We start from the raw sequence: 24,919 nt of genomic DNA, 5'->3' as shown, positions 1-24,919 counted from the left end.
TATAGCTGTTGGCATTTATCAAATAGTTATCAACCCCATGAAAACCAAACCTAACTTACTGCTTTGGGTATTTGTATTTTTACTTACACCTACACTATGTCTGTCGCAGTTTACCCCTAGAACGACTTCTGCAGGCACAGGGTATCTGGAATATTTACCGCCGGATTATGCATCAAACCCGACAAAGAAATATCCTTTGATGATATTTCTGCATGGTGCAGGTGAAAAAGGAAGTGGTTCTCCTGCTGACCTGGAAAGAGTAAAGTCAAATGGCCCTCCAAAAGAAATAAAAAATGGCCATGACATGTGTTTTACAGTGGGTGGAGTTGAGAAATGCTTTATTGTCATTGCTCCTCAATTGCCAGGAGGCAAACCTTCATGGGGAGTTTCATTTATAGACGAAGTTTTCAACTATGTTCTTAACGGCCCGTTGAATTATCGAGTTGATTTGAACCAGATACATCTCACAGGATTGAGCCTCGGATCAAATGGAGTCTATAAATATGCATACATGTCGGTTAATGATCCTAACAGGCTGGCTTCCATTTCTCCCATTGCTGCCTGGGCCGATACCAATCAGGGTTGTGTAATCTCAGAACGAAAAATACCACTTTGGGCTTTTCACGGAGACCAGGACAAAACTGTTGGATACGCCAGCGGACTCGCCATGTTCAATGCGATAAAGGACTGTACAACACCGGCCCCAACCGCAGAATTAATATTTACAACATATGCAGGTGTAGGCCATAACTCCTGGGGTAGGGCCTACAACACAGGACATACCTACCATAACCCTAATCTTTACGAATGGATGCTTTCCAAGTCATTGTCCGGAAATCCGACAGCCAACGCCGGCCCTGATCAATCCATTACCTTACCGACCAACAGCATTACGCTTAGCGGATCAGGAAGTGACCCCGACGGAACAATTGTTTCATACTCCTGGACCCGAATCTCCGGTTCATCTGCTACGCTGGTCAATAATAATACAGCCACCCTTACTGCAAACAACTTGCTTGAGGGCATATATACTTTCAGGCTTACAGTAACCGATAATGGAGGAAATACTGCAAGCGATGACGTGACTGTAACTGTAAACCCCGCTGCCATTAATGTTGCCCCTACGGTAAATGCTGGCCCTGACATAACAATAACATTACCCACTAACAGTACCAATATCACGGGTATAGCCAGCGATATAGATGGCAGTATAACAATGTATGCCTGGACCCAACAATCGGGCCCATCAACGGCTACAACTACTGGTACTGCCAATGCTACATTGACTGCAAGCAACCTGGTGGAAGGTACGTACAAATTTCGGCTTACCGTTACAGACGATGATGGAGCCACCGCCTTTGATGAGATCAATGTAATTGTTAACCCTGCCGCTATTAATTCACCTCCGAGTGCAAGCGCAGGTCCTGATAAAACCATCAATCTGCCCACTAACAGTACAACCCTGGCGGGCAGCGGTAGTGATAGTGATGGTTCTGTGGTTTCTTATGCATGGTCTCAACTTAGCGGCCCTTCCGTCACTTTGGCAAATCAAAATACACCGACACTGAGTTTAACAAACCTTGTTGAGGGAAATTACGAATTCAAACTTACTGTAACAGATGATGATGGTGCCACCGGAGAGGACAATGCTTTGGTTACGGTCATCGCTGCCAATCAAAACCCTACAGCTAATGCGGGAAGTGACATCACTCTTACACTTCCTACCAATGCTACAAATCTTAGTGGAAGTGCCACTGATACCGACGGAACGATTGCTACATATTTATGGGAGCAGATCAGCGGACCATCAACCTCTACGATTACCAATGCAGGTACTGCAACGGCAAGCGTATCAAACCTTGTAGAAGGCACATACCAGTTTCAATTAACCGTTACTGATGATGATGGTGCTCAGGACACTGATATTGTCCAGGTAACCGTGGTATCGGTTCCTCCAAATGTGGCTCCTGTTGCCAATGCTGGTCCTGACAAAAACATAACACTTCCTACCAATTCGGTTATTTTAAACGGTAACGCTTCGGATTCCGACGGAACCATCGCGAGCTACGCATGGACAAAAATTTCAGGCCCTGCTACTTTTACCCTCTCAGGTCAAAATACCGCGACACTTACAGCAAATAATCTGGTAGCCGGAACCTATGTATTCCGATTAACTGTAACAGATGATGACGGAGCCAGCCATTTTGATAATGCTACTGTGAGTGTTGCGCCTGCCACAGTTAACCAATCTCCGGTGGCAGAAGCAGGTGCAAACCAGAATATAACGCTTCCAACCAATTCGGTGGTTTTAAATGGCTCCGGAACAGATCCGGATGGCACGATTGCCAGTTATGCATGGGCACAGGTTTCCGGCCCATCAACTGCTACGCTTTCGGGAGCTGGCACCAGCACATTAAATGCCGGCAACCTTATTGAGGGCACTTATACATTTCAACTTACCGTTACAGATAACCAGGGTGCTTCAGGCTCTGACAATGTAACCGTAACAGTAGCTGCCTTAAATACTCCTCCCATTGTATATGCCGGGGCCGATGTTAACCTTGTACTACCAACAAATAATGTAGACATTACAGGTACCGCGACGGATAGTGACGGCACAATTGCTTCAACACTATGGACTCAGGTGAGTGGAGCTGCAGCTGCATTTACAGTTAGCGGAAATACTATTTCCATAACCGGTCTGGCCGCAGGTACATATATTTTCAGGTTCAGGGCAACAGATGATGACGGGGATTTCGCTCAGGATGATGTCGAGGTAATAGTCACAGCGTCCAATGTACTCCCTACTGTTAATGCAGGACCTGATAAATCGGTAACGTTACCTACCAATACAGTCAACCTTACAGGAACGGCGAATGATAGCGATGGAACCATTGTATCATACAATTGGAGTATTATAAGCGGCCCTGTAGCTACCCTTACCAATCAGAACACTGCCACTGTTACAGTAAGCGGTCTTACTGCGGGATCATATACCCTACGCTTCACTGCTACTGACAACGACGGCGGTTCTAAATCGGACCAGGCCATTATTACAGTACACCCCGAGGCAACTAACCAGCCCCCTACTGCTAATGCCGGGTCCAATTTGTCTATCACATTGCCCACTAACTTTGTCACCATTTCAGGAAGTGGATCCGATACAGACGGCACCATTGCCTCATATAGCTGGACTAAGAAAAGTGGTCCCTCTACAGGTACTTTATCAAATAATACAACGCCAACACTCACGGCGTCTGGCCTGGTTGAAGGCACTTATGTTTTTACACTTATGGTAATGGATGATGATGGCGCATCTGCCAGTGATGATGTAACTGTTACAGTAAATCCTGCCGAAGTAAATCAATCTCCAACGTCCAAGGCGGGCAGCGATATAACACTGATCCTTCCGACGAACAGTACTAACATTGTGGGAGCTGGCAGCGACCCTGACGGTACTATTGTCAGCTATTCATGGAGCCAGATAAGTGGTCCGGCCGCAGCTACCATGTCAGGGGCTTCAAACCCTACCGTCACGGTCAGTGATCTGGTAGAGGGCACATATACTTTTAATTTAACCGTTCAGGATGACGACGGGGCGAGTGATGATGACTATGTCAATGTAATTGTTCAGCCAGAAACAGTCAATCAAAAACCCACCGCTAATGCAGGGCTGGACAAAACTTTGATACTTCCTACAAATACCATCAACATTGCCGGCTCAGGGAGTGATATAGACGGCTCAATCACTACTTATTTATGGACAAAAGTAAGCGGCCCCGCGGCTAACTTAACTAACACGTCTACCCCAACCGTAACAGCCAGCAATTTATTGGAAGGCATATATAGATTCAGACTTACTGTAACAGATGATGATGGAGAGAGTGGCTCGGATGAAGTAATTGTTACAGTGTTACCCGCTACAGTAAACCAATCGCCGACAGCCAATGCAGGAGCGAATGTGACTTTGGTATTACCAACAAATTCAGCCATTATCTATGGTTCAGGTAGTGATCCTGATGGCACGGTGGTATCCTATGCATGGAGTCAGATCAGCGGACCGTCAGCAACACTAACAGATCAGAACACACCTCAATTAACCGTAACAAATATGGTGGAAGGCAGCTATGTATTCCGGCTTACCGTCACTGATGACGACGGTGCTGTAGGGTCTGACGATGTACTGGTAACCATTCTGCCTCAAAATGCTAATGTCGCCCCAATAGCATTTGCAGGTGCCGATCAGATTATTAAGCTTCCTACTAATACAACAGTTTTAAATGGCTCAGGAAATGATTCGGATGGAACAATTGTAAGTTACCAATGGGATAAAGTCAGTGGTCCTACGGGTACATTCAGTGATATGAATCAGGCAACGCTTAACTTATCAGACCTTGTTGAAGGTATCTATATCTTTAGCCTGACAGTTACAGATGACGATGGAGCAGAGGGGATCGACGAGGTAAAAGTCAGCATTCTCCCCTCTTCATTTAATTTAACACCTGTTGCAAATGCCGGAGAGGATTTATTTTTAGAATTACCGACAAATAGTATTGTAATCAATGGTTCTGGAACAGACCCCGACGGAATAATCGACAGCTATAACTGGTTTATGGTTAGCGGAGCTAATACACCAACTCTGGCGGGAGCAAATACGGCCAACCTATCCGTGTCAGGGCTTATTGAAGGTGTCTATATTTTTACATTGGAAGTGACAGATGACGGTGGTCTTGCGGATTCTGACAATGTAAAAGTAGTGGTAACATCTCCGGATGTAACCGAAAACACCCCACCTTCCGCTGATGCCGGTCAGGATCAGATCGTAATTCTTCCTGAGAACAGCACCCTGCTCGTTGGAAGAATGACAAATCCGGGCCTTGTTGAAAGTTATGTCTGGACCCAGATAACAGGTGCAACGGTTCAACTAAACGGCGTGGATTCAGACTCGCTATTTGTGGCCGCGTTGGAAGAAGGTGACTATACCTTTGAATTAACAATTACCGACAACCAAGGTCTTTCGGGTAGTGACAGGGTTAATATTGAAGTCATTTCTCAATTAACAGACCTTCAGTTTCCAATGAAAATGTTCAGCCCTAATCGTGATGGGGAAAACGACACATGGATTCTCGATCCTGATTTGAGTAAATATGAGGGATGTAATCTCTACATATATAATCGAAAAGGTTCGCAAGTATATGAAACAGTCTCCTACCAAAATAACTGGGAAGCACAGTTAAATGGTCAGGAATTACCAGATGGCGTTTATTTTTACATCCTAAAATGTGATAATAAAACATCTGCATCAGGAAGTATAACAGTGATAAGATAGTAAGAAGTAAAACCATGCGAAAGATAACTTCACTAATTGCCTTACTTTTTCTTTCAACCATAAGTGTCCTTGGTCAACAGGTTCCGTCATATAATCAGTTTTTTTTTAATCCGGCGCTTTATAACCCATCCTTTATTGGTCAGTCCGGTTATACCGAGGCCAATATCAATCACCGCCAGCAGTGGGTTGGTATAGAAGGTGCACCGGTAACGACTAATGTAAATATCCAAACTCCCTTATCTGAGAGACTGGCTGCAGGACTGATATTATATAGTGATAAGCTGGGACTCATCACGACATATGAAACCACTGCAGGATTAAGCTATAATATTAAACTTGGCTCTGCCAGCCGATTATCTTTTGGCCTTACGGCAGGCGTGGGAAGAAATGAGATTGAATTTGTTAACAATGACCCGGCCTATGCCAACGCACTGGATAAAAGCTTCTATTTTTCAGGACAGTTTGGTGTAAACTTTACTATGAACCGGCTGACGCTGGGTTTTGCTTTACCCCAGTTAATGGAATCTCAATTTGCTCAGGAAGAAAATTTTGAAGAGATCGGACTTGAAGCAACCAAACTCACGTTTTCATCTGTTTCGTATAAGTTTGACATCGGTCAAAAATTAACACTGGAACCTACTGTTTTTTATCAGAGCGATGAAAAATCCGTTAACCAGCTTGGCGGGCTCGCGGCCATAACATACAATGACCTGTTCTGGGTTGGTGGTGGGTATAGGGAAGAACAGGGAGCCAATGGGTTTGCAGGCTTTAATATCAATGAGTTTATCAGAATTGGATATGCTTATGAATTTGCCCCCGCAGCAACATCATCCGAATTAAGCAATGGTACCCATGAATTTCAGGTAGGTATAAAGCTAGGCAGGAATAAAAGACAAAAAAACAATACCATTGTCAGCAATGAAGCTATCCCCTCACCAAAAGTTGATGATATACCAAGTATTCAAAAGGTTGAAGAAGAGCCCGAAGAGGATAATGAAGAAAATATAGAGTCCACCGAATCTGAAGTTCATGCTGTAAACCACAATGAGGAGGAAGAGGAAGAAAATATCCAGGTAGTAAAAAAAGAAAATATAACTGAACTTGAAAGTGAGAATACTGCCGAACCTGTAAATGAAGATACCTCACCAACAGAAGATGAGCGAATTATAAAACCCGGAGAGCTCGGTCCCGGCTATTATGTGGTGGTAGGTGCTTATCAAAGCAAGCAAAATGCAGAGTCATATGCGACGCGAGTGAGGTCTTCAGGCTACTATGTTTCTATCGGGCTTAACCCGGCGACGGGTCTGAATTATGTGTATATAAAACACACTCAAGACTTCGATTCTGCTGCAAAAGTGAGAGAACAAATAAGGAAAATATACGAATTTGAATTCCGCGAAGCATGGATTTTAAACATTAAATAATACATGATTATCAGGCTTAAAAATTTTCTCTCAGCATGTTTGAACAAATGAATTTACTTCGTGTTTTATTTTAAAGTTCTACAACCTGGTGATAATCAACAGAAATTCGACGAACGACAGCAACTTATTAAGTTAAAAATTTAAGTATTAGAAGAAATTGTTTACTTTTACAATCTAAAGAAGTATAAATACTAAAAAAAGCCTCTAAAAAAAGCTTTTAAAACAGTTTTAAATATTACATCTGTCCGTGAGTTAAAAGTTTATCTCATTAAGGTTGTCTAAACGGCGTACAAAATGAAAAGAAATCTTACTACCGTATTAATTATACTGTTGGCTTCAATGGCCTTGTCAGCGCAAGTGCCAAAAGATTATTATTACATAGTTCCGGGTACTATGAGCTATAGAATGGACGGTTCTAGCAGCCCTCAGCTCAAACAAGACACCTTGGTGCGTGGAACCTATTATGGCTCGAACAATGGCGGTGCCATGACTGGTTTCAACTCTTCTCAATATAAAGATTTTACTCTATTCCGTCATCCTACTAACTCAAATTGGATAACCGACCCTCATCAGGTAGATTTACTTCCAAAATCAGGGAATGGTGGTTTCAATCAGGGAAATAATAAATGGTTGTTAAACTATCGGATTGCATATCCTACGGATTTCGATTCCTTAGGCAGCGATTTAAAACCGCTTATTGTTTTTATGCATGGAGCAGGTGAAAGAGGCGATTGCTGGGGAGGAAACTGTTATGGCGAAAATGACCCCAGAATGTGGAACAACGATCACAACCTACAGCACGGTGGCCGCCAGCATGTAGAAGCCATTAACAGAAACTCTTCAGACCCAAGACACTGGCCAGGATTTGTAGTATTTCCTCAAAATAAAAATGGATACAATCCCGGCCCGGGGCTGGATACCTGGACAGGAAGGGTTATTGCGTTGGTTGAGCAGCTTATAAAAAAATATCCCATTGACCCGAACAAAATATATATACACGGATTATCCGAAGGTGCTCAAGGTACGTGGATGCTTATTAACTCAAGACCAGATCTTTTTGCAGCGGCAGCTCCTATGTCAGGTCACAGAGACCACGGTGCATTTGACACAGATGTGGTCTCACCGGACACTACAATGATTCACATGCCGGTATGGCAGTTTCAGGGAGGAAGAGATACCAGACCCAAGCCATCATCAACAGAACAAAAACTTAATAAGATAAAAAATCTTGGAGGTACGCCTCGCTACACCCTCTACCCTACCCTGGGACATGGTGTCTGGAATACAGCCTATGCAGAACCTGACTTTTTTTCATGGTTTTTACAATATAGTAAGCTAACTATTCACGGATATTATGGTGTTAAAGCCGTCTGTGAGGGAGATGAAGTCAATGTAAGGCTAGGTATATCCAAAGGTTTTGATGAATATGAATGGCGTAAAATAAAAGATGGTGTTACCACCGCGGTAGCCCCTTCTCCTGAAAGGGACAACGAAATAATAGCTGATGATTTTGCCAGCTACCAGGTAAGATTCAGAAGAGGATCACAATGGACTGAATGGTCAGAACCATATACAATAACCGAGAAACCTCGTCCAACTGCCAAAATCATAGCAGAAGGAAGCACTGCTTTACCTGGTTTAGATGGCAGTACTGAGGTAACTTTGTCTACTGATGAACAGGGAATCTATTATGAATGGTATAAAAACGGAACTCTGTACTTACATGATTCTACATTGAATGCCATTACAGTTTCCGATCCCGGAGCATACTCATTGGTAGTGAAAGATGAAGGACTGTGCAAAGGCTTTGAATCCAACAAAATATATGTATCTAACGAGCCTTATTTGGGATCATTACCCGCCGCGCCTGACAACATACATGCCTCTGCCAGCTCAGCAACGTCCATAAATGTTTACTGGCAGGATAAATCAGACGATGAATTAGGTTTTGAAGTATACCGAAGTACTGACGGCATTAATTTCTCATGGGTAACTACTACTACTCCAAATAAGTTATTGTATGCTGACACAGCTTTGAATAGTGCTACCACGTATTACTATAAAGTAAGAGCGTATAATACAAACGGCCCTTCTTCTCCTTCTGAGGTTGCATCGGCCACAACATTGACCGACAGCCAAAAACCTACGGCTCCCGGTAATTTTAAATTTGACAACTTTGCCTATACTGAGCACCGCATAAACGTTACTGTAGATAACCTTGCTGATGAATACTTCACCGTTCATACCGATCAGGTAGTATTATCATGGTCCCCTTCAACTGATAACGTAGGTGTTACGCAATACAAAGTTTATTTTCTGGATGGTACACTGGCAGCTACAACTTCAAACACCACTGCAACAGTTACCGGACTTGAAAAAGAAAAAACTTATAGTTTTTATGTAGTTGCCTACGACAACGCAGGAAATGCATCAAGTCCTAGTAGTGCTGTTTCGGTTACCACAGTACTTGAAGGGTTATATTTTAATCTTTTTGCCGGAGGCACCTGGGATGTAGTTAAAGATTTCTCAGACTGGGCACTTCATGCCAATGGTGCTCACCCTAATTTTAGAATAGCCGTAAGAGAGGACTATACAGAAGATGATGATTATTTTGCCTTTGACTTCTTTGGCTATATTTACATAACTACACCAGGCACTTATACATTCTACACAACATCAGATGATGGTAGCCAATTATGGATTGGAGGTACTAAAGTGGTTGATAATGATGGTCTTCATGGAAGTGTTGAGAGAAGTGGTACAATTAGCCTGACGGCAGGTGCTCACCCTATTACGGTCAAATATTTTGAGAGATCGGGAGGACACAATTTGCAGGTATCCTACAGAGGCCCTACGGGAAGCGGTATAAACAAACAACAAATTCCGGACAGTGCCCTGAAAAGTGGGTATATGCCAGAGCAAAACCTTCCTGATACTCCTACTAATTTGACTGCTAATGCCGATGCCACCGAATTCAGTATAGATCTGAATTGGGATTATGAGTCAACCGACATAGTAGTCCTTGGATCATCAACAGCGTATGGGGCTGAAGTTGCAGCAAATGAAAGCTGGGTTGAAAGACTGGATAGTACTATGCTAGCTAATAATGCCAACTACACTTTAACTAATCTTGCTGCTAATGGCTTAAATACATACCATGTAAGAGCAACAGGCACAAGCGGAGGAGGCTATTTTGCAGATCCAAGTCACAATATAACCGCTGCTCTGGCCCTAAATCCAGATATTATTATAGTTAATCTTCCATCGAATAATGTTGCTGATAATATTGATGCCTCAACCACTGTGGTGCATTACAATGAGCTCCTGAATTTAGCCTCTGCGCAGGATGTGGAGATTTTCTTTACCACCACACAGCCCAGGAATTTCAATACTAATTCAGCAAAAAGACATCTATTGGAAACCGAAGCGGACGCTGTAAGAGCTTCATTAGATGACAGAGTTATTGATATTTATGATTACCTGACTGACTTTAGTAATGATAACCGAATTAAAGCACAATTTGATTCAGGTGATGGAACTCATCTGAACAGCTCGGGTCACTATTACATACTGACAGAAGTACTAAAAACTGTTGGCCCTTATATGCCAAAATTTGAGGTATACGCGTCAGAATCAGGCGGAAGTTATGAAATAGTACACACTACAGGGTACGGAGAAACAGCCTACACTCACGCGGAGCTATCTCCCAGCACAAGCTTTACCTATCGGGTTAAAGCAGTGAATATCTATGGTTCATCAGGCTTTTCAAATACGGCCGGTGCAACCTCACCTGCAGACGTAGTTGCTCCATCTGTTCCACAAAACCTATGGGTCAGAGCCAAGACAGATACACAGATTGCGCTTTCATGGGATAATTCGGTGGATAATGTCGGTGTAACTGAATACATTGTATCCTATGCTCTGGCTTCAGAGGGTAGCGGTTCAAGAATAGGTTCATCAGCTCGTACACAGGCTGAAACTGTTTCTACAGTCAGCAATGGAGTTACTATTGAAGGGCTATCTCCTGAAACAGAATATATGTTCAGTGTCGCTGCTCGTGATGGAGCTAATAATACTTCCATAGATAGTGATCCAATCACCGTGGAAACTCTTAGTGACAGTCCGCTACCTGTTGAATTTATCGATTTCTCCTACACTATCAATGGTAACAGTGTTAACTTGAACTGGATCACAGGCAGCGAACTCAATAATGAATATTTCTCAGTGGAGAGAGCAGTAGACATCAACGAGTTTACAGAGATCGGTACAGTAAATGGATCAGGTACAACCACCAGTGCCGTGAACTATGAATTTACAGATTACAAGCCTCTCAATTTAGCTTATTACCGTATCAAGCAAGTGGATTTTGATGGCGGCTTTAGTTATTCAAAGGTTATTCGGGTCACACTCAAAAACAATTTTGATGAGCTAACTGTCTATCCAAACCCTGCAAGCCCTAACAATATCAATATTAAAGGCTATATAGCATCAGAGTCGGATAGAGTTAGCATTAATTTCTTTGATGTAATGGGCAAAAGCTCATTGCTAATTGAAACTGATCCGAATACACTATTAGAGGGACTAACGATAGATGCGAGAAATAATTTGCACACTGGGGTTTACATTGTAGAAATATCGGACGGAAATAATAAATCTCAGAAACGCGTTATTATAAGATAATATGACAGACCAGTATGATCTGATCATAGTTGGAACCGGTTTTGCATCATCTTTTTTCCTTAAATCTTATTTGGAAAAAGCCGGTTCCAACAAAAAAATATTAGTACTTGAAAGAGGTAAATTCCACCCTTACTCAGAAAGACTAGCCCTAAAACGGGGTGAAAAGGAATTACAAATAAAAAAAGCCGGTCAAACTTACTCTACTGATGCCGGCAAAATCTGGGTTTTTGATCCAAACTTCGGAGGAAGTTCAAATTGCTGGACGGGCTGTACTCCTCGCTTTCTTCCCAATGATTTTAAAATGAACTCTCTATATGGTGTAGGACAGGACTGGCCCATATCATATGAAGATATTGAACCTTATTATACTGAAGTTGAAAAAATAATGGCAATTTCGGGACCTGAAGAAACGCCATTCCCTAAAACATCACCATACCCTCTGCCCGCACATCAGCTAAGCACAGTTGATAGTTTATTGCAATCCAAATATGGAAACCAATATATCAGTCAGCCTACTGCAAGGGCTAGCAGAGCCATTGGAACCCGTGGTGCATGCTGTTCCAGTTCGGTCTGCGATCTATGTCCTGTAAACGCTAAGTTTACTATAGAAAATGGGCTGGGTTATATTTATGAGGACGCAAGAATCACTATAGAATATGAGGCACAAGTGATAGGCCTCGATACAGGAGATAGCCTGGCTAAGTCCGTTCATTATATCAAGGGAAACTCGGAAAAGAAAGCTGATGGAGAAACCATTGTACTTGGGGCCAATGCAGTTTTTAATGCACATATCCTGCTAAACTCCGGTGACTCAAATCCAAATACGGGCGCAGGAATATGTGAGCAGCTGGGAGTATTTGCCAGATTATATTACAATGATCTCGATAACGTTGGAGGTAGCTCCATTATTTCTGCAAATGGCTACATGATGTACGACGGAGAACACAGAAAAAATCATGCGGCATGTATCATTGAGAGCTTTAACACTCCTTTTGTAAGAAATGAAGCGGGTAAATGGAGAAAGCTATCCATTTTTAAATTTATATATGAGGATATTCCTCAAAAAGAAAATAAGGTTGTGTTGTCAGAAGATGAAAGAAAGCCCAAAGTGGTCTATAATGCTCATTCTGACTATGCTCAACGAGGAATGGCCAGGCTCCCCGATGACATAGACAAATACTTTGGGTTCTTACCCATTGAAAGGGTAGAAATTGACAGTTATAGTCAAAAAACTGAGTTCCACGTTTGCTCCACAACCAAGATGGGATTAACTTCAGAGGACAGTGTAATCGACGGAAATATGCTTCATCATAAATACCGAAATGTCATTGTTCTGGGAAGTAGTTCATATCCATCAATCACTCCTTCCAACCCTACGTTGACTTTATCTGCACTTTCGCTAAGAGCAGCTGACAAGTATTTGCTATGACGGACAGGACGCGAAAAATATCAAGGAGAAAGTTTCTATGGATCATTTTATTGACCATAGTGGCAATAGTAGTTGGTTCTGTTGCCATTCTTGATTTTCATACTGTGGTCATTAAAATGCTAAAAAAAGATTTGTCGCACCTGAAGGTAGATGAAGCCAGTTTTAAAACTTTTGTCAGGGAAGCTGAGCAAAAAGGACACTGGCAAAGTAAATTTTTTGACTGGAAAAAGAAACAGTTAGTACGCTTTAGTTTCTTGATTGATAGCATTCTACCAACTTTCCCATACAAGTATAAGTACATGCAATACCGTAGTGATATAGTTGGAGACTTTTTACTCTCCACAGATTTCTTCATTAACAAAATGGACGCTGGCAAAACAGTAACTTATATTGGCCTTTATAATCCTTATTTGCGTCCTTGCTCCAATCCTTTTTCTAATCTATACTATCCTCAGCAAGTATGAGCAAGAAAGAAGGCTACCTCAATTACATTCACTTGTTCAGAGGATTTGCCATTTTGATTATTGTTGGCATTCACTGCCGTATATCTTTCAGGTGGCCTAAAGATTCCATATTTCGAGATGTTTTTATCACATTACTTGATAATGGTACGGTTTTATTTGTATTCATAGCGGGTTTCCTGTTTCAGTACCTGAAAGGCAAGTATGAGTACTCTTCCTATTTAAAAAGGAAAACTAAATATGTTATACTACCCTATCTAATAGCCTCAACCCCAGCCATAATTATTGATCTTTACTCGAAAATACCCCCGGTATGGCTGCCGGAAAACCTTGTTGATCAACCAAAGATTTTCCAGGCTTTGTATATGATTGCCACTGGTAAACATCTGGGCCCTTTTTGGTTTATTCCGATGATAGTCATTTTCTATTTAATATCTCCGCTGCTATTAAGGATCGACCGGCCTGGTTTTTACAAATTCATTTTTCCGGTACTCTTTATAGCCGGATTATTTACTTACAGGTTTGGTTTCTTTTCTAATACGATAGATTCATTTATCCATTATTTACCTGTTTACATATTTGGAATGGGTGCCGCAAGATACAGGAAAGAGCTCATAAACTTAAAGACGTCATGGGCGATTCTATTGGTTATCATCTATTGTACTATAGCCACATTGGAAGTTATAAATATTATAGCTATTCCGAAGTTAAGCTCATTTGAAGTCGCCCGTACCGCACCTTATTTTGCTTTTAACTTTTCAAAATTAAAAGTGAGTCTGCTTTGTATCATTCTGCTCAGGGGGTTCTATGTACTAAACCGGGACAGTCTCATTTTAAAAGCTTTGGGAGATTATAGTTTTGGTATATATTTCGTGCATCTTTATGTTATTACAGCGTGCGAAATGGTCATGAAACTAATCCAACCTGATTTTAAACTTGGACCTCTTACCTTTCTTTTTTATACAGCTCTGGTTAGCGGGCTTTCCATTATGATCGTAATTGCCATTAAAAAAGTATTTCCCAGGTATAGCAGACTTCTTATTGGCAGCTAGTTAAAATTTTCTGTAAAAGGGATGAGTGGCAAGTTCGAGCATCTCCTTATCTCCCCTACTATCTCCATAAACATGGATATCCGAATAGTCTCTGATATCAATCTGGCTGCCGATGCGGGAAACTTTTTCTGAACCATAACAATTTCGTCCCAGTATCCTACCGGTTAATCGGTTATTCTTTGTTTCAAGATTAGTAGCTATCAGCTCCACACCATTTTTATCCGCCCATGGCTTCACCCAGTTCACTGCCGAAGCGCTCACTATCATAACCAAATCTCCCTGGGCAATATGCTGATTAAATTTATCCAGGGCTTTCTTTCTCACCATGCCGGGAATAAACTCCTCAGCAAAGGCTCTCCCCTTTTCATTGAAGTGGGCTATTGATTCACCTTTGAAAAAATAAGTAATAACATACTCCTTGGCTCTCCAGTTAGGAATTACCTTCAACTTATATAAAATCAATATAGGTGCGAGTAGCATAAAGCCAAGATAAAACTTGAAAGCTCCCCTATAAAATTTAATAAACTCGATAAAGGTATCTTTTGTAGTAAGAGTGCCATCAAAGTCAAATAACGCTAACTTTCTCAAAGTTTAAGTCTTTTGAAAATTGGTTCAGGGATTGATTTAATGATAGTCATAATCAACCACCATATCCCTAATACATATATGGTGTTCTTTCTTTTTTTAACAGCTTTAAATATTGCTCCTGCTACTTTTGATGGCTGAGCCGTTAGCGGGGCGGGCAATTCCAGATGCTCAGTCATTTTTGTATCGACAAAACCAGGTTTCACTGTTAACACATGTACATTATGCTTAAAGAGCCTGTTCCTTAGCCCTGCAAGATATGCCGTAAAACCTGCCTTGGCACTTCCATAAAAATAATTGCTTTGTCTGCCTCTGTCACCTGCAACAGAACTAATCCCGACAATAGTACCAACCGACCTTTCTTCATAGCTACTGGCCACTATATTGAGTATGGATACAGCAGCTTTGTAATTCGTGTCTAATATATTCTGACACTCGTCCCATGCTGACTCGGCCTTTTCCTGATCACCAAGGTATCCAAAAATACAAACCGTAATATCAGGAATACCAGGCAGATCAGTATAGAATTTCTGATGGGAGACATAATCCAGGGCCTCAAACTTATAATATTCTACAGCAACCTCATGCCTTATTTTCAGATCGGCGGCTATATCTTGCATATGATTGGTATTTCTTCCTGCAAGCCATACAGTGTATCCCTCTTTGGCATACTTATCAGCCAGCGCCTGGCCTATATCCGAGGTTGCTCCTAGTAGTAAAACTGTTTTCATCTGGTTATTGAAAGTCTTTCTGATTGCACTGACCTGAATTCAGTGTTTGGGTTATATTTATTTACAATGTCAATAAACTCTTCAAGACGAGGGTATGACTTATGAAAAAACTCCTTATTCATTCTGGCGTCTTTTGTAAGGTATATACGGCCGCCGCAATCCTGTACGATTTGGTCCAGTTCGTCCAGAAATTTAAGAAGACTACCGGTCATAGGAAAATCAAGAGCCAGTGTATACCCCTCTTCCGGAAAAGAAATAAGGTCATTTTGAGGGCCAAATACTTTAAGGACTGATAGGAATGAACCTTGCTTCTTCTCGGCTATTTTATTCATGATTAGTTTCATCCCCTCTACCTGATTTAGTGGCAATACGAACTGATACTGTAAAAAACCAGGCTTTCCGTACATTCTATTCCAGTTTTTTATATTATCCAATGGATAAAAAAAGCCATCATAGTGTGTAGTACTTTCCTGAACTTTCTTAAAGTTTTTATGATAATATGCGAAGTTAAATAACTTAATACTATACTTATTCAGTACGAAAGACGGAAAATTAAAAGGAATATTTAAACCTGCTTCTGAATGGACTTTTAACGGGGCTTTTGCTTTTGCTCCCTTTAGATCATTCATTTCTGCATGCTCTCCAAGCATTAAAATACTTCGTCCAAAATGCTTTCCTCTGGCAAGGCAATCAACCCACGCCACGGAATAGGTGTACTCCTTATACTTCTCAAACAATATCAGCAGTTCGTCCAGATTTGCCGCTTTAATCTGCTTTTGAGTTATATAGGAAGTAGATATTTTCCTGAGCTGAAATCTGACCGAAAGTATAACTCCGGTAAGCCCCATCCCTCCACAGGTAGCTTCAAACAGATCAGCATTTTCCGTTTTGGAGCAGTTATATATTTTTCCATCTCCGCATAATACCTTTATGCTTAATGTGTGTCGCGAAAAGGAGCCCTCTTTATGGTGGTTTTTTCCGTGGATATCAGAAGCCACAGCACCACCTAATGAAACAAATTTGGTTCCGGGTGTTACAGGAAGAAACCAGCCTTTGGGAACAGCGAGCTGAAGTACTTCATCTAACGTAAAACCTGCCTGACACTCTATTATACCACTTTGCGTATCAAAAAAAGTGACTTTATTGTATTTTAGGGTTGAAAGTACGTTTTCGCCAAGGGAAGCATCTCCATAACACCTGCCCATTCCCCGCGCTATCCAGTGTTTCTCCTCCTTAAACAGCTCCTCAACCATCCCTGAAGTGTCAAAGGATTTTACATTGCTGATTATTTCCGGGTAATTCCCCCAATTTTTTATTTTTCTGTCCACCACTTAAACTTTTATAACATATATGATCAGGTAAAAGCTCAAAAGCCAACCTACAAGGGTAAAGTGTATAAACCTGTCCTTATACAATATGCTGGTGGGAAAGCCACTGTTATTCTCTACCATAGTGATCTGTATATAACGCATGACCCCCGCAATTACAAATATACTTGTCAGATACAGATCATCAGTATGAAACTGCTGTTGAATATCATCTGAGAGTGTGTATGTAATATACGCTGTTATAAGAATGGCAGAGAGCATAGTGAGGATTGAGTGAATATAATCAAGGTTATAATGCTGGCTTGATGCTCTCAGTACTTTGCCCGAGTTCTTAAACTCTACCAGATCGTCTCTACGTTTAGCCAATACAATGAATAATGATAAAAGAAAAGTCATAATTATCAGCCAGTGAGACAAAGGCACATCTGCTACTACTCCACCTGCCACTACCCTGAGCACAAAGCCTATGGAAACCAGCATGAGATCAAGGATAGATATCTTTTTCAATCCCAGGCTATAAGCCACATTAATCAGCATATAAGCTACTATAATGACGAAGAAATTAACATCGATAGTAAAACTTAATACCAAACTGGAAACCAGAAATATGGCATAGAGGAAGTAAGCCGTAACCAGACTGATCGCCCCCGAGGCCAATGGCCGCTTGGATTTTTCAGGGTGTATTCTGTCCAGGTCAACATCTTTAATGTCATTAAGGATATAAACAGCACTTGCACACATACAGTATATGCCGAACCCCGTTAAGACCATCAATAGTTTATTGACATTAAATATCTCCCCCGCAAAAAAAATCGGAATAAACAGAAAAACATTTTTGACCCATTGCTTAACTCGAATAAGCCTTATTACATCGCCAACTTTCCCCATTAATTATGCATTATTAATTTATATGTAGTGAATTGTTCTTCTTTCTCCCTGCCCCACACAAGCTCAGACCTATATCCCTTATTCTCGTAAATATCGAATAGCTGCCCCACATCGAACCGGGACCTATAGAGAATGGCACGTGGCGGGTGAAAGATATTTTCCGAAAGATATACCTTTCCTCCGTTTAACCTGTCTGCATTTTGCAATAAATTTATAGCTGATTCGCGCTCCTCTTCCAGGTTTATGACTTCGGCCTCAGTATGGTACCGCATATATCTTATAAAGGAAACGGGGCCGTAGGAAATAATATAATCTTTATCTGTAGTATTGGATATAAGCCATTTCGACTTCTGCAAGTAAAAGTCGTATCTGTTATCTTTTAACAAATTCATGCCTCCCAGAGAGTTATTTATAAAAATGAGCAGCAGAAAACCGTAGATTACCCATTGTTGCTTTGGCTTCAGAGGTTCAATTAATAAAGCTCCAAATAAAATTATAATAGGTATTTGAAGCATCAGCCACGGTTCATTTGACGTAGGGTCCATTACCATCAGGAAGCCTCCGTACAGCAAAACCCATAAAAACAAAACCAGCAGTATTCTGAACCGCGAGATGGAAAACGCTTTTCTTTCTTTAATAGCATTGCCCACAAGCCATCCAAACAATATTATAGATGCTGTCAATACCAAGAGTAAAAAGTATTTTATGTTGCCTACCTGTTGAGCAAGAAACACCTCTTCTTCAATTACTTTGTGAGGGAACCCGTTGATTATGAAAGAGGTGGCTTCTTCAAAGCTAAATACCCAAAGTACGGACATGATGTTGGAGGCAATCACAAGTGCAGATGCGGCAGGATTACCTATAGGCTGATTTGTACCTCCAAACAGATATTCCGGAAATGTCCCTCCCAGGGGAAGTTGCGTATACACAATGTAAAAGCTGCCAACAATCAGCATGGCACTAATACTATAGTAAACGATTAAATGGCTTATCTTCCTGTAGTAGAGAAACAAGAGAGGAAACACCACAAAAAGGGGTATAAAATTAGGCTTATACAGTAAGGTTGTGAACGAAGCCAGAATACACAGCGTGAATACATGACCAAATTTTCTTATGTATTTATATTTCAGAAAAATGCGCAGTGCCAATAGTATAAAAAACATGGACATCACATATACCTCGGCTTCTACGGAATACCTCCAATATTCATAAGAAATAGCCACAAAGGCAGTAATGATCAGGGCATTTTTCCGGTGAAATTTGAGGTGGTTATACAGCGTATCATAAAGTAGAATCAGCGTCATCCCCGAGAAGATGATGCTAACGATACACATAAAATTATATGCATCTATATTAATTCCAACAAAAGAAACCGCCTGGTAGCCTAGTTTTATAATCGGTAAAAACAACAAAAATCTGGGATTGAAAAGCTTTACAAATTCACTGTCACGAATATCAGCAGCATACCAATAGCCGTCATCAACTTCTGTTCTGTTGGCAGGAAAAAATGTTAGAAAAAACACTTCAAGCAAAAGAAAAGAAGCTAAATAAATTATAAATTTATTTGCAGGCTTTGCTAGCTTCAAAAGTCTTAGTTTTATTATTTTGCTGTAAGTTATCAATTAATTTTTTTATAAAAAATATTCAAATGTTTAAATATTCATTTTTGAAGGACAGAGAATTGAATATCATTGAAGTATCGGTTGCTTTAATCTTCTGTTGCATCCCCTTATTTATAACATTTCCATACAAAATAAACCTCTATTTGGCATGGGACGGAGCTTACAGGATGTATTTGGGTCAGCTTCCATTTCGTGACTTTGGTATGCCTCTTGGGTATGGTTTTTGGATTGTGCCTGCCATATTCTTCAAGATCTTTGGTCCATTTATGTCATCACTTATAAAAGCCCAGGTATTTCTAAATGCCCTGTCTATAATAGCTTTCATATCGATAATGAGGACTTTCAAAGTATCTACTCCAATCAGGATACTCGGTATCATTTTCTTCTGCCTTTCTTACGTTTTTGTGAATTTCTGGCCTTGGTATAACCACACTGTATTTGTCTATGAGTTGGTAGGGTTGGCCTTTTTATTGAGAGGTATTTTCTTAAAAGGTAAACATTCAGTGATAAATCTGGTAGTCGCAGGTATTTTCATTTTTCTTTCTTTATTTACAAAACAAGACATTGGAGGCCTGGGATTAATCATTTCCCTGACGCTTTTGGTTATTAACAATTTAATAGAGAGGGAGTTTAAAACAACTTTAACTTTTATACTTTCTTTTGCCGCAACCGCCATACTGATCATTACTCCCCTTTTGTCATACGAATTTAGCTATTGGTTTAATTATGGGCAACTTCCACACTCTTCAAGGATTGCTTTATTTGATTATTTGGATGACACGTTCAATGAGGGCTCCCTTATCTTGAGGATTTACCTGGGGGCAATAGTACTGTTATTACTTTATAAGGTTAATAATGAAGGAATTAAGTCTGTAATTGCTAATAAAACACAACTGTTTTTTACGCTATTTATTCTTGCTTTAATTGTGCAGGTATTACTGGCTCAGGTTACTACCTATATTCCCGCAAATGCTCATTTTTATTATCATAGCTTCTTTTTTGCTTTTATTGTATCTCAACTTAAAGGTATTGAGTTTAGAAAAACATGGGTTTTTGGAGTCCTGCTTGTATTAATAGTTTTTCTATGGTCTCATGACTACTGGCGATATGGCAAGCGTATTATGCAAAGGGTATTTGGAATAGAACAGGAAGTCAATTACAACTATGTAACAAAAAGAACCTGGAAACTAAAGGAATTTGAAGGGCCTGACACTGACCGGTCTGACTGGAAGCCTACACCATTTAAGTCGTTTGACAATGTTTATTTGCCTGAAGAGACAATTGCTGGGATAAAACGGCTAAAAGATACCTGGGAAGATAAGAAAGATTTGAAAGTGCTTAATATGTCTGAATTGACTCAACTGGCCTATGAAATAGGCTACACTCCGGAGCACGGCTCAAACCAACCACTTTGGTTTCATCGAAATGTGGCGTTCTTTGAAAGAGAGGTAGACCTGGTATGCAATAAAATAGTCCTGCATGAGTATGACCTTGTTTTATTTGAAGTCATTCCTATGCTCAACAGATTTTATCCTCCATCAGTTAGGGAATGTCTTCAAGAGCATTATAAGCTTGAAGATAAATTTTTAGCACCACGAATACCTGAGGATGCATATATTGAAGTGTACGTAAAACCATGAACCCATTCTTTATGAAAGGAAAAAAGCCGGTTTGATACTTCAAACCGGCTTTTTTTCAAATCCTGTCAAGGGCTATTGAACATCTTCAAGTTTCATCCCAATCATTTCTTCAACAGCAATTTTTGAGATATTAAAGTCACCCTGAGCGTTTATTTGCTTCACTCTTTGGTTATTATATCTGTCCTGCTGTATGTTGTAAGCATTTAAAGTTATTTCGCCATTTTTAAACTGTTGTTCCGCAAGAGACAATGACGCATAAAGGTCCTCTACTATTTCCGTTTGTATTTTTAGCAGCTCACGGTTCATCAGGTAGGTTTGGTATCGGGTAAGCACCTCAGCCCTTATGGCCAGTTTCTGCATATTTATGTTAGATTTTGTAATCAACACTTCCTGTTTCTTTTTCTTTACTTCAAGAGGAATATCAACGAAGTAGCTTAGTCTAATCATTCCCGTCACGTTGTATTTAGGAAAAAACTGAGCTCTGTCACCAACATCTGCACTTTCATTTATTGTAAATTCGTTTAAGTTACCTTGTACCCTCCAGTCATCGAGCCAGCTCCAACGTGCCTGCTTAACCTCTATGTTTGAAATATTAGTCTGATAATCAAGAATCTTGGTGGCAGGATTATTTTGCCAGGCCAATCTTACCAGCTTTTCTTCAAAACTGATATCAGTAACGTTGCTGGGTAATATAATAGCATTATAATCAACGTTTTGAGCCTTTACTAGTTGAGGCAGTAGTACTATTAATAGGATGATTAACTTTTTCATTGGGATCGATTAGTTTTTTGAACTAAATAAATATCAAATTGCTTCATTTTATACATTAAAACAAAAATACCATAAAGTATCAAGTTAAGAGGAAATTGTTCAATATTTTCTTTTGCATAAAGTGCTATTGTAAGTGCAAAAAAAGAAACAATATAAGCAGCATAATATGCCTTTATGATCGGATCTCTTGAGTTATAGTAATTGTTAATTCCAACGGCCAGTATAACAGCATACATGGTAAGCTCAAGAAACAATCCTATCCAGCCTACCTCCAATAAAGTCTTCATAAAACCACTGTCGGGAGGAAAGCCGGCTAAAGGGTGACTTGGCGAGAACCTCTCCCCATACACACCACTGGTTGTTAATCCTCCGCCGACAGGATGTGCATGAATGTAAGGCTGGATGCGGTTACGGTTATAATCGCGTAAATTCATAGAAGCGTCTTCCGTTGGATTAAATGCTGAACGGAACCTGACTATAGGCTTGCTATAAAACGGGCCAAAATAGACAATTAAGAAGAGGATAACACTTACGCAGGCAAACACTAAAGTTTTGACCTTGGTAATATTGAGTAAAACATATAAAATAACAGCGACAGGAATCATAACATATGCGGTTCTGGTACCGGAAAAGAACATTGCCAACAGCATCAGCATACCGGCACCGGTAAAATAGATCCTCTTTGGCCAGCTAAAAGGCCCCAATGCCAGCATAAATGAAACTATACTGCAAAAACTCATAAACAGACCAAAAATAGCAGGGTCAGATAAAAAAGACCACTTTCTCCACTTCCCCTGGATAAATAGCAGGTTTATCCTTTCATCAGTTGCCGTGGCCCATTTAAGGTCAAAACCAGGTAAGCCACCAAACTCCTGGTAAATACCATACATAGCCACAAATAAGCCTAGCGAAATGAAAAATGTGGCAAAGAGGTGAACAGCCTTAAGACTGTTAAACACACGCTGCGCTACAATAAAAACGATGACCACTCTTAATATATTTCTGAGGCCAAAAATCCACCCTGCCGGTGTACCCGCAGGATTAAATGCCTGTAGTAACAGGTACCCTGTCCATACGAACAAAACAATAGATACCGGATTTTTAAGTGAAAAGTCATCAGATTTTCCGGGATCACTGGAGAATATCTGTTCCAGGAGTATCCAGACAAACATCAGCGTAAAAATAAGGTCTATACCTACTCCAAAAGGAATATTCGCTGATGTAATACGACTGACAAATGACATGAAAGTAGAAAAGCCCATAATCATCAGAAAGCCGAATCTGTTATTGGCAATGCTATATAAAGTAACCGGAATGCCAATAATGCCTGCCAAAACGATTACACCACCTTTAATGCCCATAAAGGCTATAGCAAAAGCAGATAAAACACAAAGAGAGGTCAGTACAATAAATCCAAAAACATTATTGAACTTCTCAACGATTATACGGTTGAACAACCACTGCTTCATCTGACTGTATTAATTTCCATTATCACTATTTCACATTGTTAAAAGAACATGAGTTTTATATAGATAAAGAGATATACTATTACAATAAAAGATATCACGATACCTCTGTAAATCAAAGTGCTTACTTTCTTTTCCTTTTCTTCCTCTTCTACCTCATCCATTCTTTAAACTTTTATTCCGAATAGTTTTAACCACCGTATGCCAGCCCTGCTGTATTACCTGAATGCTGAATTTAAAAATATTCAAAGTTTTTACATCGATTTGTCTGTATAAAATGTATTGAATAAAAGCAGCACCCAGTCCGTAGGTAAGTATGGTGCCATAAGCAGCACCCATAATGCCGTAATATTTGATGGATAACCAGGTGATCAAAATACCAACAGCAGAACTAACAATTATAAAGTAAAAATTGATGTGCGCTTTCCCGATAGCATTTAGTGTAACGCCAAACTGGCGCTGAAAAGGTTCAAAAATCCCATATAGAACCATGACCTGCAATACCGGTACTGCTTCCGGATACTTGGGACCTGCAATGATCAGTACAATCGGCTTGGCAAGAATGAAGATAATTACCACACAGGGCAAAATGGCTACCATAATAATGGCTACTGACCTTTCGTATAAATACTTGGCTGCAGGCATACCTTCCTTTCTCACCCGGTTTATCATTTCAGGGTAAAATACAGAAGCAATGGCTGCAAGAGGTATCTCAAATAAGTTGGTAATTTTAACTGCCGGTGAGAATACCGCAACAGACGCCGGGCCGATCATTCCTCCTAAAAACCACTCCTTGGTATTTTTATTAAGCATAGTACTTATATTAGTACCCAGCGTGTATTTTCCGTAATGAAATAGCCTGCTGATCCAAGCCTTGTCAAACCCGAAAGTAAAAGTGCTTTCCCTTCGGGCAAACCAATAAGCTAAAAATGAACTAAGTACATACCCAATGCTGAAGTATAGAGCCAGCTCGAACAGGCTCGGCTCATACCCGGATATAAAGGCGTACAGAATAAATACCATCAGTACCAGTTTTTGAAAGAATGTACTGATCACCGTGCCGCCAAACCTGAGGTTAGCCTGCTGCAGAAATGTAAAATGCGCGAACAAGGTAAACCCAAATACTGAAATAATACTGACCAGAAGCATCTCTTTTAATGCAGGGGCTTCAAAAAAGTAGTTAACCGTATATGCCAGTGTTACAAACACTACAGAAATGATAAATGCTGCCAGAAGGTTCAGTGAAAGAGAAGCACTGATAATGTGCTTATGGTTTTCCTCATCCTCCGAGTTCAGGTACCTCAGTAATGGGTTATAAATAAATGCATTTCTAATGGACTCGGAAAGCCCTGTAATAGACAGAAATATTACCCATATACCAAAATCGTTCGGGCTTAGTATCCGAATCAGAAAGAAGAAATTCAACAACCCGAATAAGGTTATGGAAATACGGTTGAGTAGCGTAAGAGAGCCCGATTTGAACCAATACGACTTTGTAAGCTTATTTAACATG

Annotated in this window: 16 protein-coding genes; 7 read left to right on the top strand and 9 right to left on the bottom strand. The window is 40.4% G+C overall.

Annotation, left to right across the window (positions count from 1 at the left end; all coding sequences use genetic code 11):
- The first annotated feature begins 37 nt into the window (after positions 1–37).
- From LVD17_RS22035 to LVD17_RS22010, 6 genes are all read left to right on the top strand, one after another.
- On the top strand, positions 38–5,329 hold the full coding sequence (locus LVD17_RS22035; RefSeq protein WP_233761364.1) for a PKD domain-containing protein: 5,292 nt from the start codon (positions 38–40) through the stop codon (positions 5,327–5,329).
- A 14-nt stretch (positions 5,330–5,343) separates the two neighbouring features.
- Positions 5,344–6,753, top strand: a complete 1,410-nt coding sequence (locus LVD17_RS22030; RefSeq protein ID WP_233761361.1) for a PorP/SprF family type IX secretion system membrane protein — start codon at positions 5,344–5,346, stop codon at positions 6,751–6,753.
- Positions 6,754–7,047: 294 nt separating this feature from the next.
- Positions 7,048–11,433 (top strand): fibronectin type III domain-containing protein, encoded by a 4,386-nt coding sequence (locus tag LVD17_RS22025; protein ID WP_233761359.1) that lies wholly within the window; start codon positions 7,048–7,050, stop codon positions 11,431–11,433.
- A gap of 1 nt (position 11,434) precedes the next feature.
- On the top strand, positions 11,435–12,862 hold the full coding sequence (locus tag LVD17_RS22020; protein ID WP_233761357.1) for a GMC oxidoreductase: 1,428 nt from the start codon (positions 11,435–11,437) through the stop codon (positions 12,860–12,862).
- Positions 12,859–13,326 (top strand): hypothetical protein, encoded by a 468-nt coding sequence (locus tag LVD17_RS22015; protein WP_233761355.1) that lies wholly within the window; start codon positions 12,859–12,861, stop codon positions 13,324–13,326. Before LVD17_RS22020 ends, LVD17_RS22015 begins: the two co-directional genes overlap by 4 nt.
- Positions 13,323–14,375, top strand: a complete 1,053-nt coding sequence (locus LVD17_RS22010; protein ID WP_233761353.1) for an acyltransferase family protein — start codon at positions 13,323–13,325, stop codon at positions 14,373–14,375. The genes LVD17_RS22015 and LVD17_RS22010 overlap by 4 nt, the downstream gene beginning before the upstream one ends.
- On the opposite strand, the gene LVD17_RS22005 is transcribed toward LVD17_RS22010, so the two are convergent.
- The 5 genes from LVD17_RS22005 to LVD17_RS21985 are packed head-to-tail and all read right to left on the bottom strand — an operon-like array spanning position 14,376 to position 19,493.
- Positions 14,376–14,963: an HAD family hydrolase gene (locus LVD17_RS22005; protein WP_233761351.1), complete on the bottom strand. Its 588-nt coding sequence runs from the start codon at positions 14,961–14,963 to the stop codon at positions 14,376–14,378.
- Positions 14,960–15,691, bottom strand: coding sequence for an SDR family oxidoreductase (locus LVD17_RS22000; protein WP_233761349.1), 732 nt, complete (start codon positions 15,689–15,691; stop codon positions 14,960–14,962). The genes LVD17_RS22005 and LVD17_RS22000 overlap by 4 nt, the downstream gene beginning before the upstream one ends.
- Positions 15,688–17,019, bottom strand: coding sequence for an FAD-binding oxidoreductase (locus LVD17_RS21995; RefSeq protein WP_233761347.1), 1,332 nt, complete (start codon positions 17,017–17,019; stop codon positions 15,688–15,690). Before LVD17_RS21995 ends, LVD17_RS22000 begins: the two co-directional genes overlap by 4 nt.
- A 3-nt stretch (positions 17,020–17,022) precedes the next feature.
- Positions 17,023–17,907, bottom strand: a complete 885-nt coding sequence (locus LVD17_RS21990) for a decaprenyl-phosphate phosphoribosyltransferase (protein ID WP_233761345.1) — start codon at positions 17,905–17,907, stop codon at positions 17,023–17,025.
- On the bottom strand, positions 17,907–19,493 hold the full coding sequence (locus tag LVD17_RS21985) for a glycosyltransferase family protein (RefSeq protein ID WP_233761343.1): 1,587 nt from the start codon (positions 19,491–19,493) through the stop codon (positions 17,907–17,909). Before LVD17_RS21985 ends, LVD17_RS21990 begins: the two co-directional genes overlap by 1 nt.
- A gap of 62 nt (positions 19,494–19,555) precedes the next feature.
- On the opposite strand from LVD17_RS21985, the gene LVD17_RS21980 reads away from it, so the two are divergent.
- Complete coding sequence (locus LVD17_RS21980) at positions 19,556–21,169, top strand: hypothetical protein (protein WP_233761341.1); 1,614 nt, start codon at positions 19,556–19,558, stop codon at positions 21,167–21,169.
- 72 nt (positions 21,170–21,241) lie between these two features.
- On the opposite strand, the gene LVD17_RS21975 is transcribed toward LVD17_RS21980, so the two are convergent.
- From LVD17_RS21975 to LVD17_RS21965, 4 genes are read right to left on the bottom strand one after another with little or no spacing between them, the layout of a single operon-like run.
- On the bottom strand, positions 21,242–21,940 hold the full coding sequence (locus LVD17_RS21975; protein ID WP_233761339.1) for a TolC family protein: 699 nt from the start codon (positions 21,938–21,940) through the stop codon (positions 21,242–21,244).
- Positions 21,937–23,409 (bottom strand): O-antigen ligase family protein, encoded by a 1,473-nt coding sequence (locus tag LVD17_RS21970; protein WP_233761337.1) that lies wholly within the window; start codon positions 23,407–23,409, stop codon positions 21,937–21,939. Before LVD17_RS21970 ends, LVD17_RS21975 begins: the two co-directional genes overlap by 4 nt.
- A 38-nt stretch (positions 23,410–23,447) precedes the next feature.
- Entirely contained in the window at positions 23,448–23,570 is a 123-nt protein-coding gene (locus LVD17_RS28530; protein WP_255702513.1) for a hypothetical protein, read from the bottom strand.
- Entirely contained in the window at positions 23,563–24,918 is a 1,356-nt protein-coding gene (locus LVD17_RS21965; protein WP_233761336.1) for a flippase, read from the bottom strand. Before LVD17_RS21965 ends, LVD17_RS28530 begins: the two co-directional genes overlap by 8 nt.
- Between the last annotated feature and the right edge of the window lies 1 nt (position 24,919).

Origin of the sequence: Fulvivirga ulvae, assembly GCF_021389975.1 — a bacterium.
Lineage (GTDB): Bacteria > Bacteroidota > Bacteroidia > Cytophagales > Cyclobacteriaceae > Fulvivirga > Fulvivirga ulvae.
This window is presented reverse-complemented; position numbering and strand designations above follow the sequence as displayed.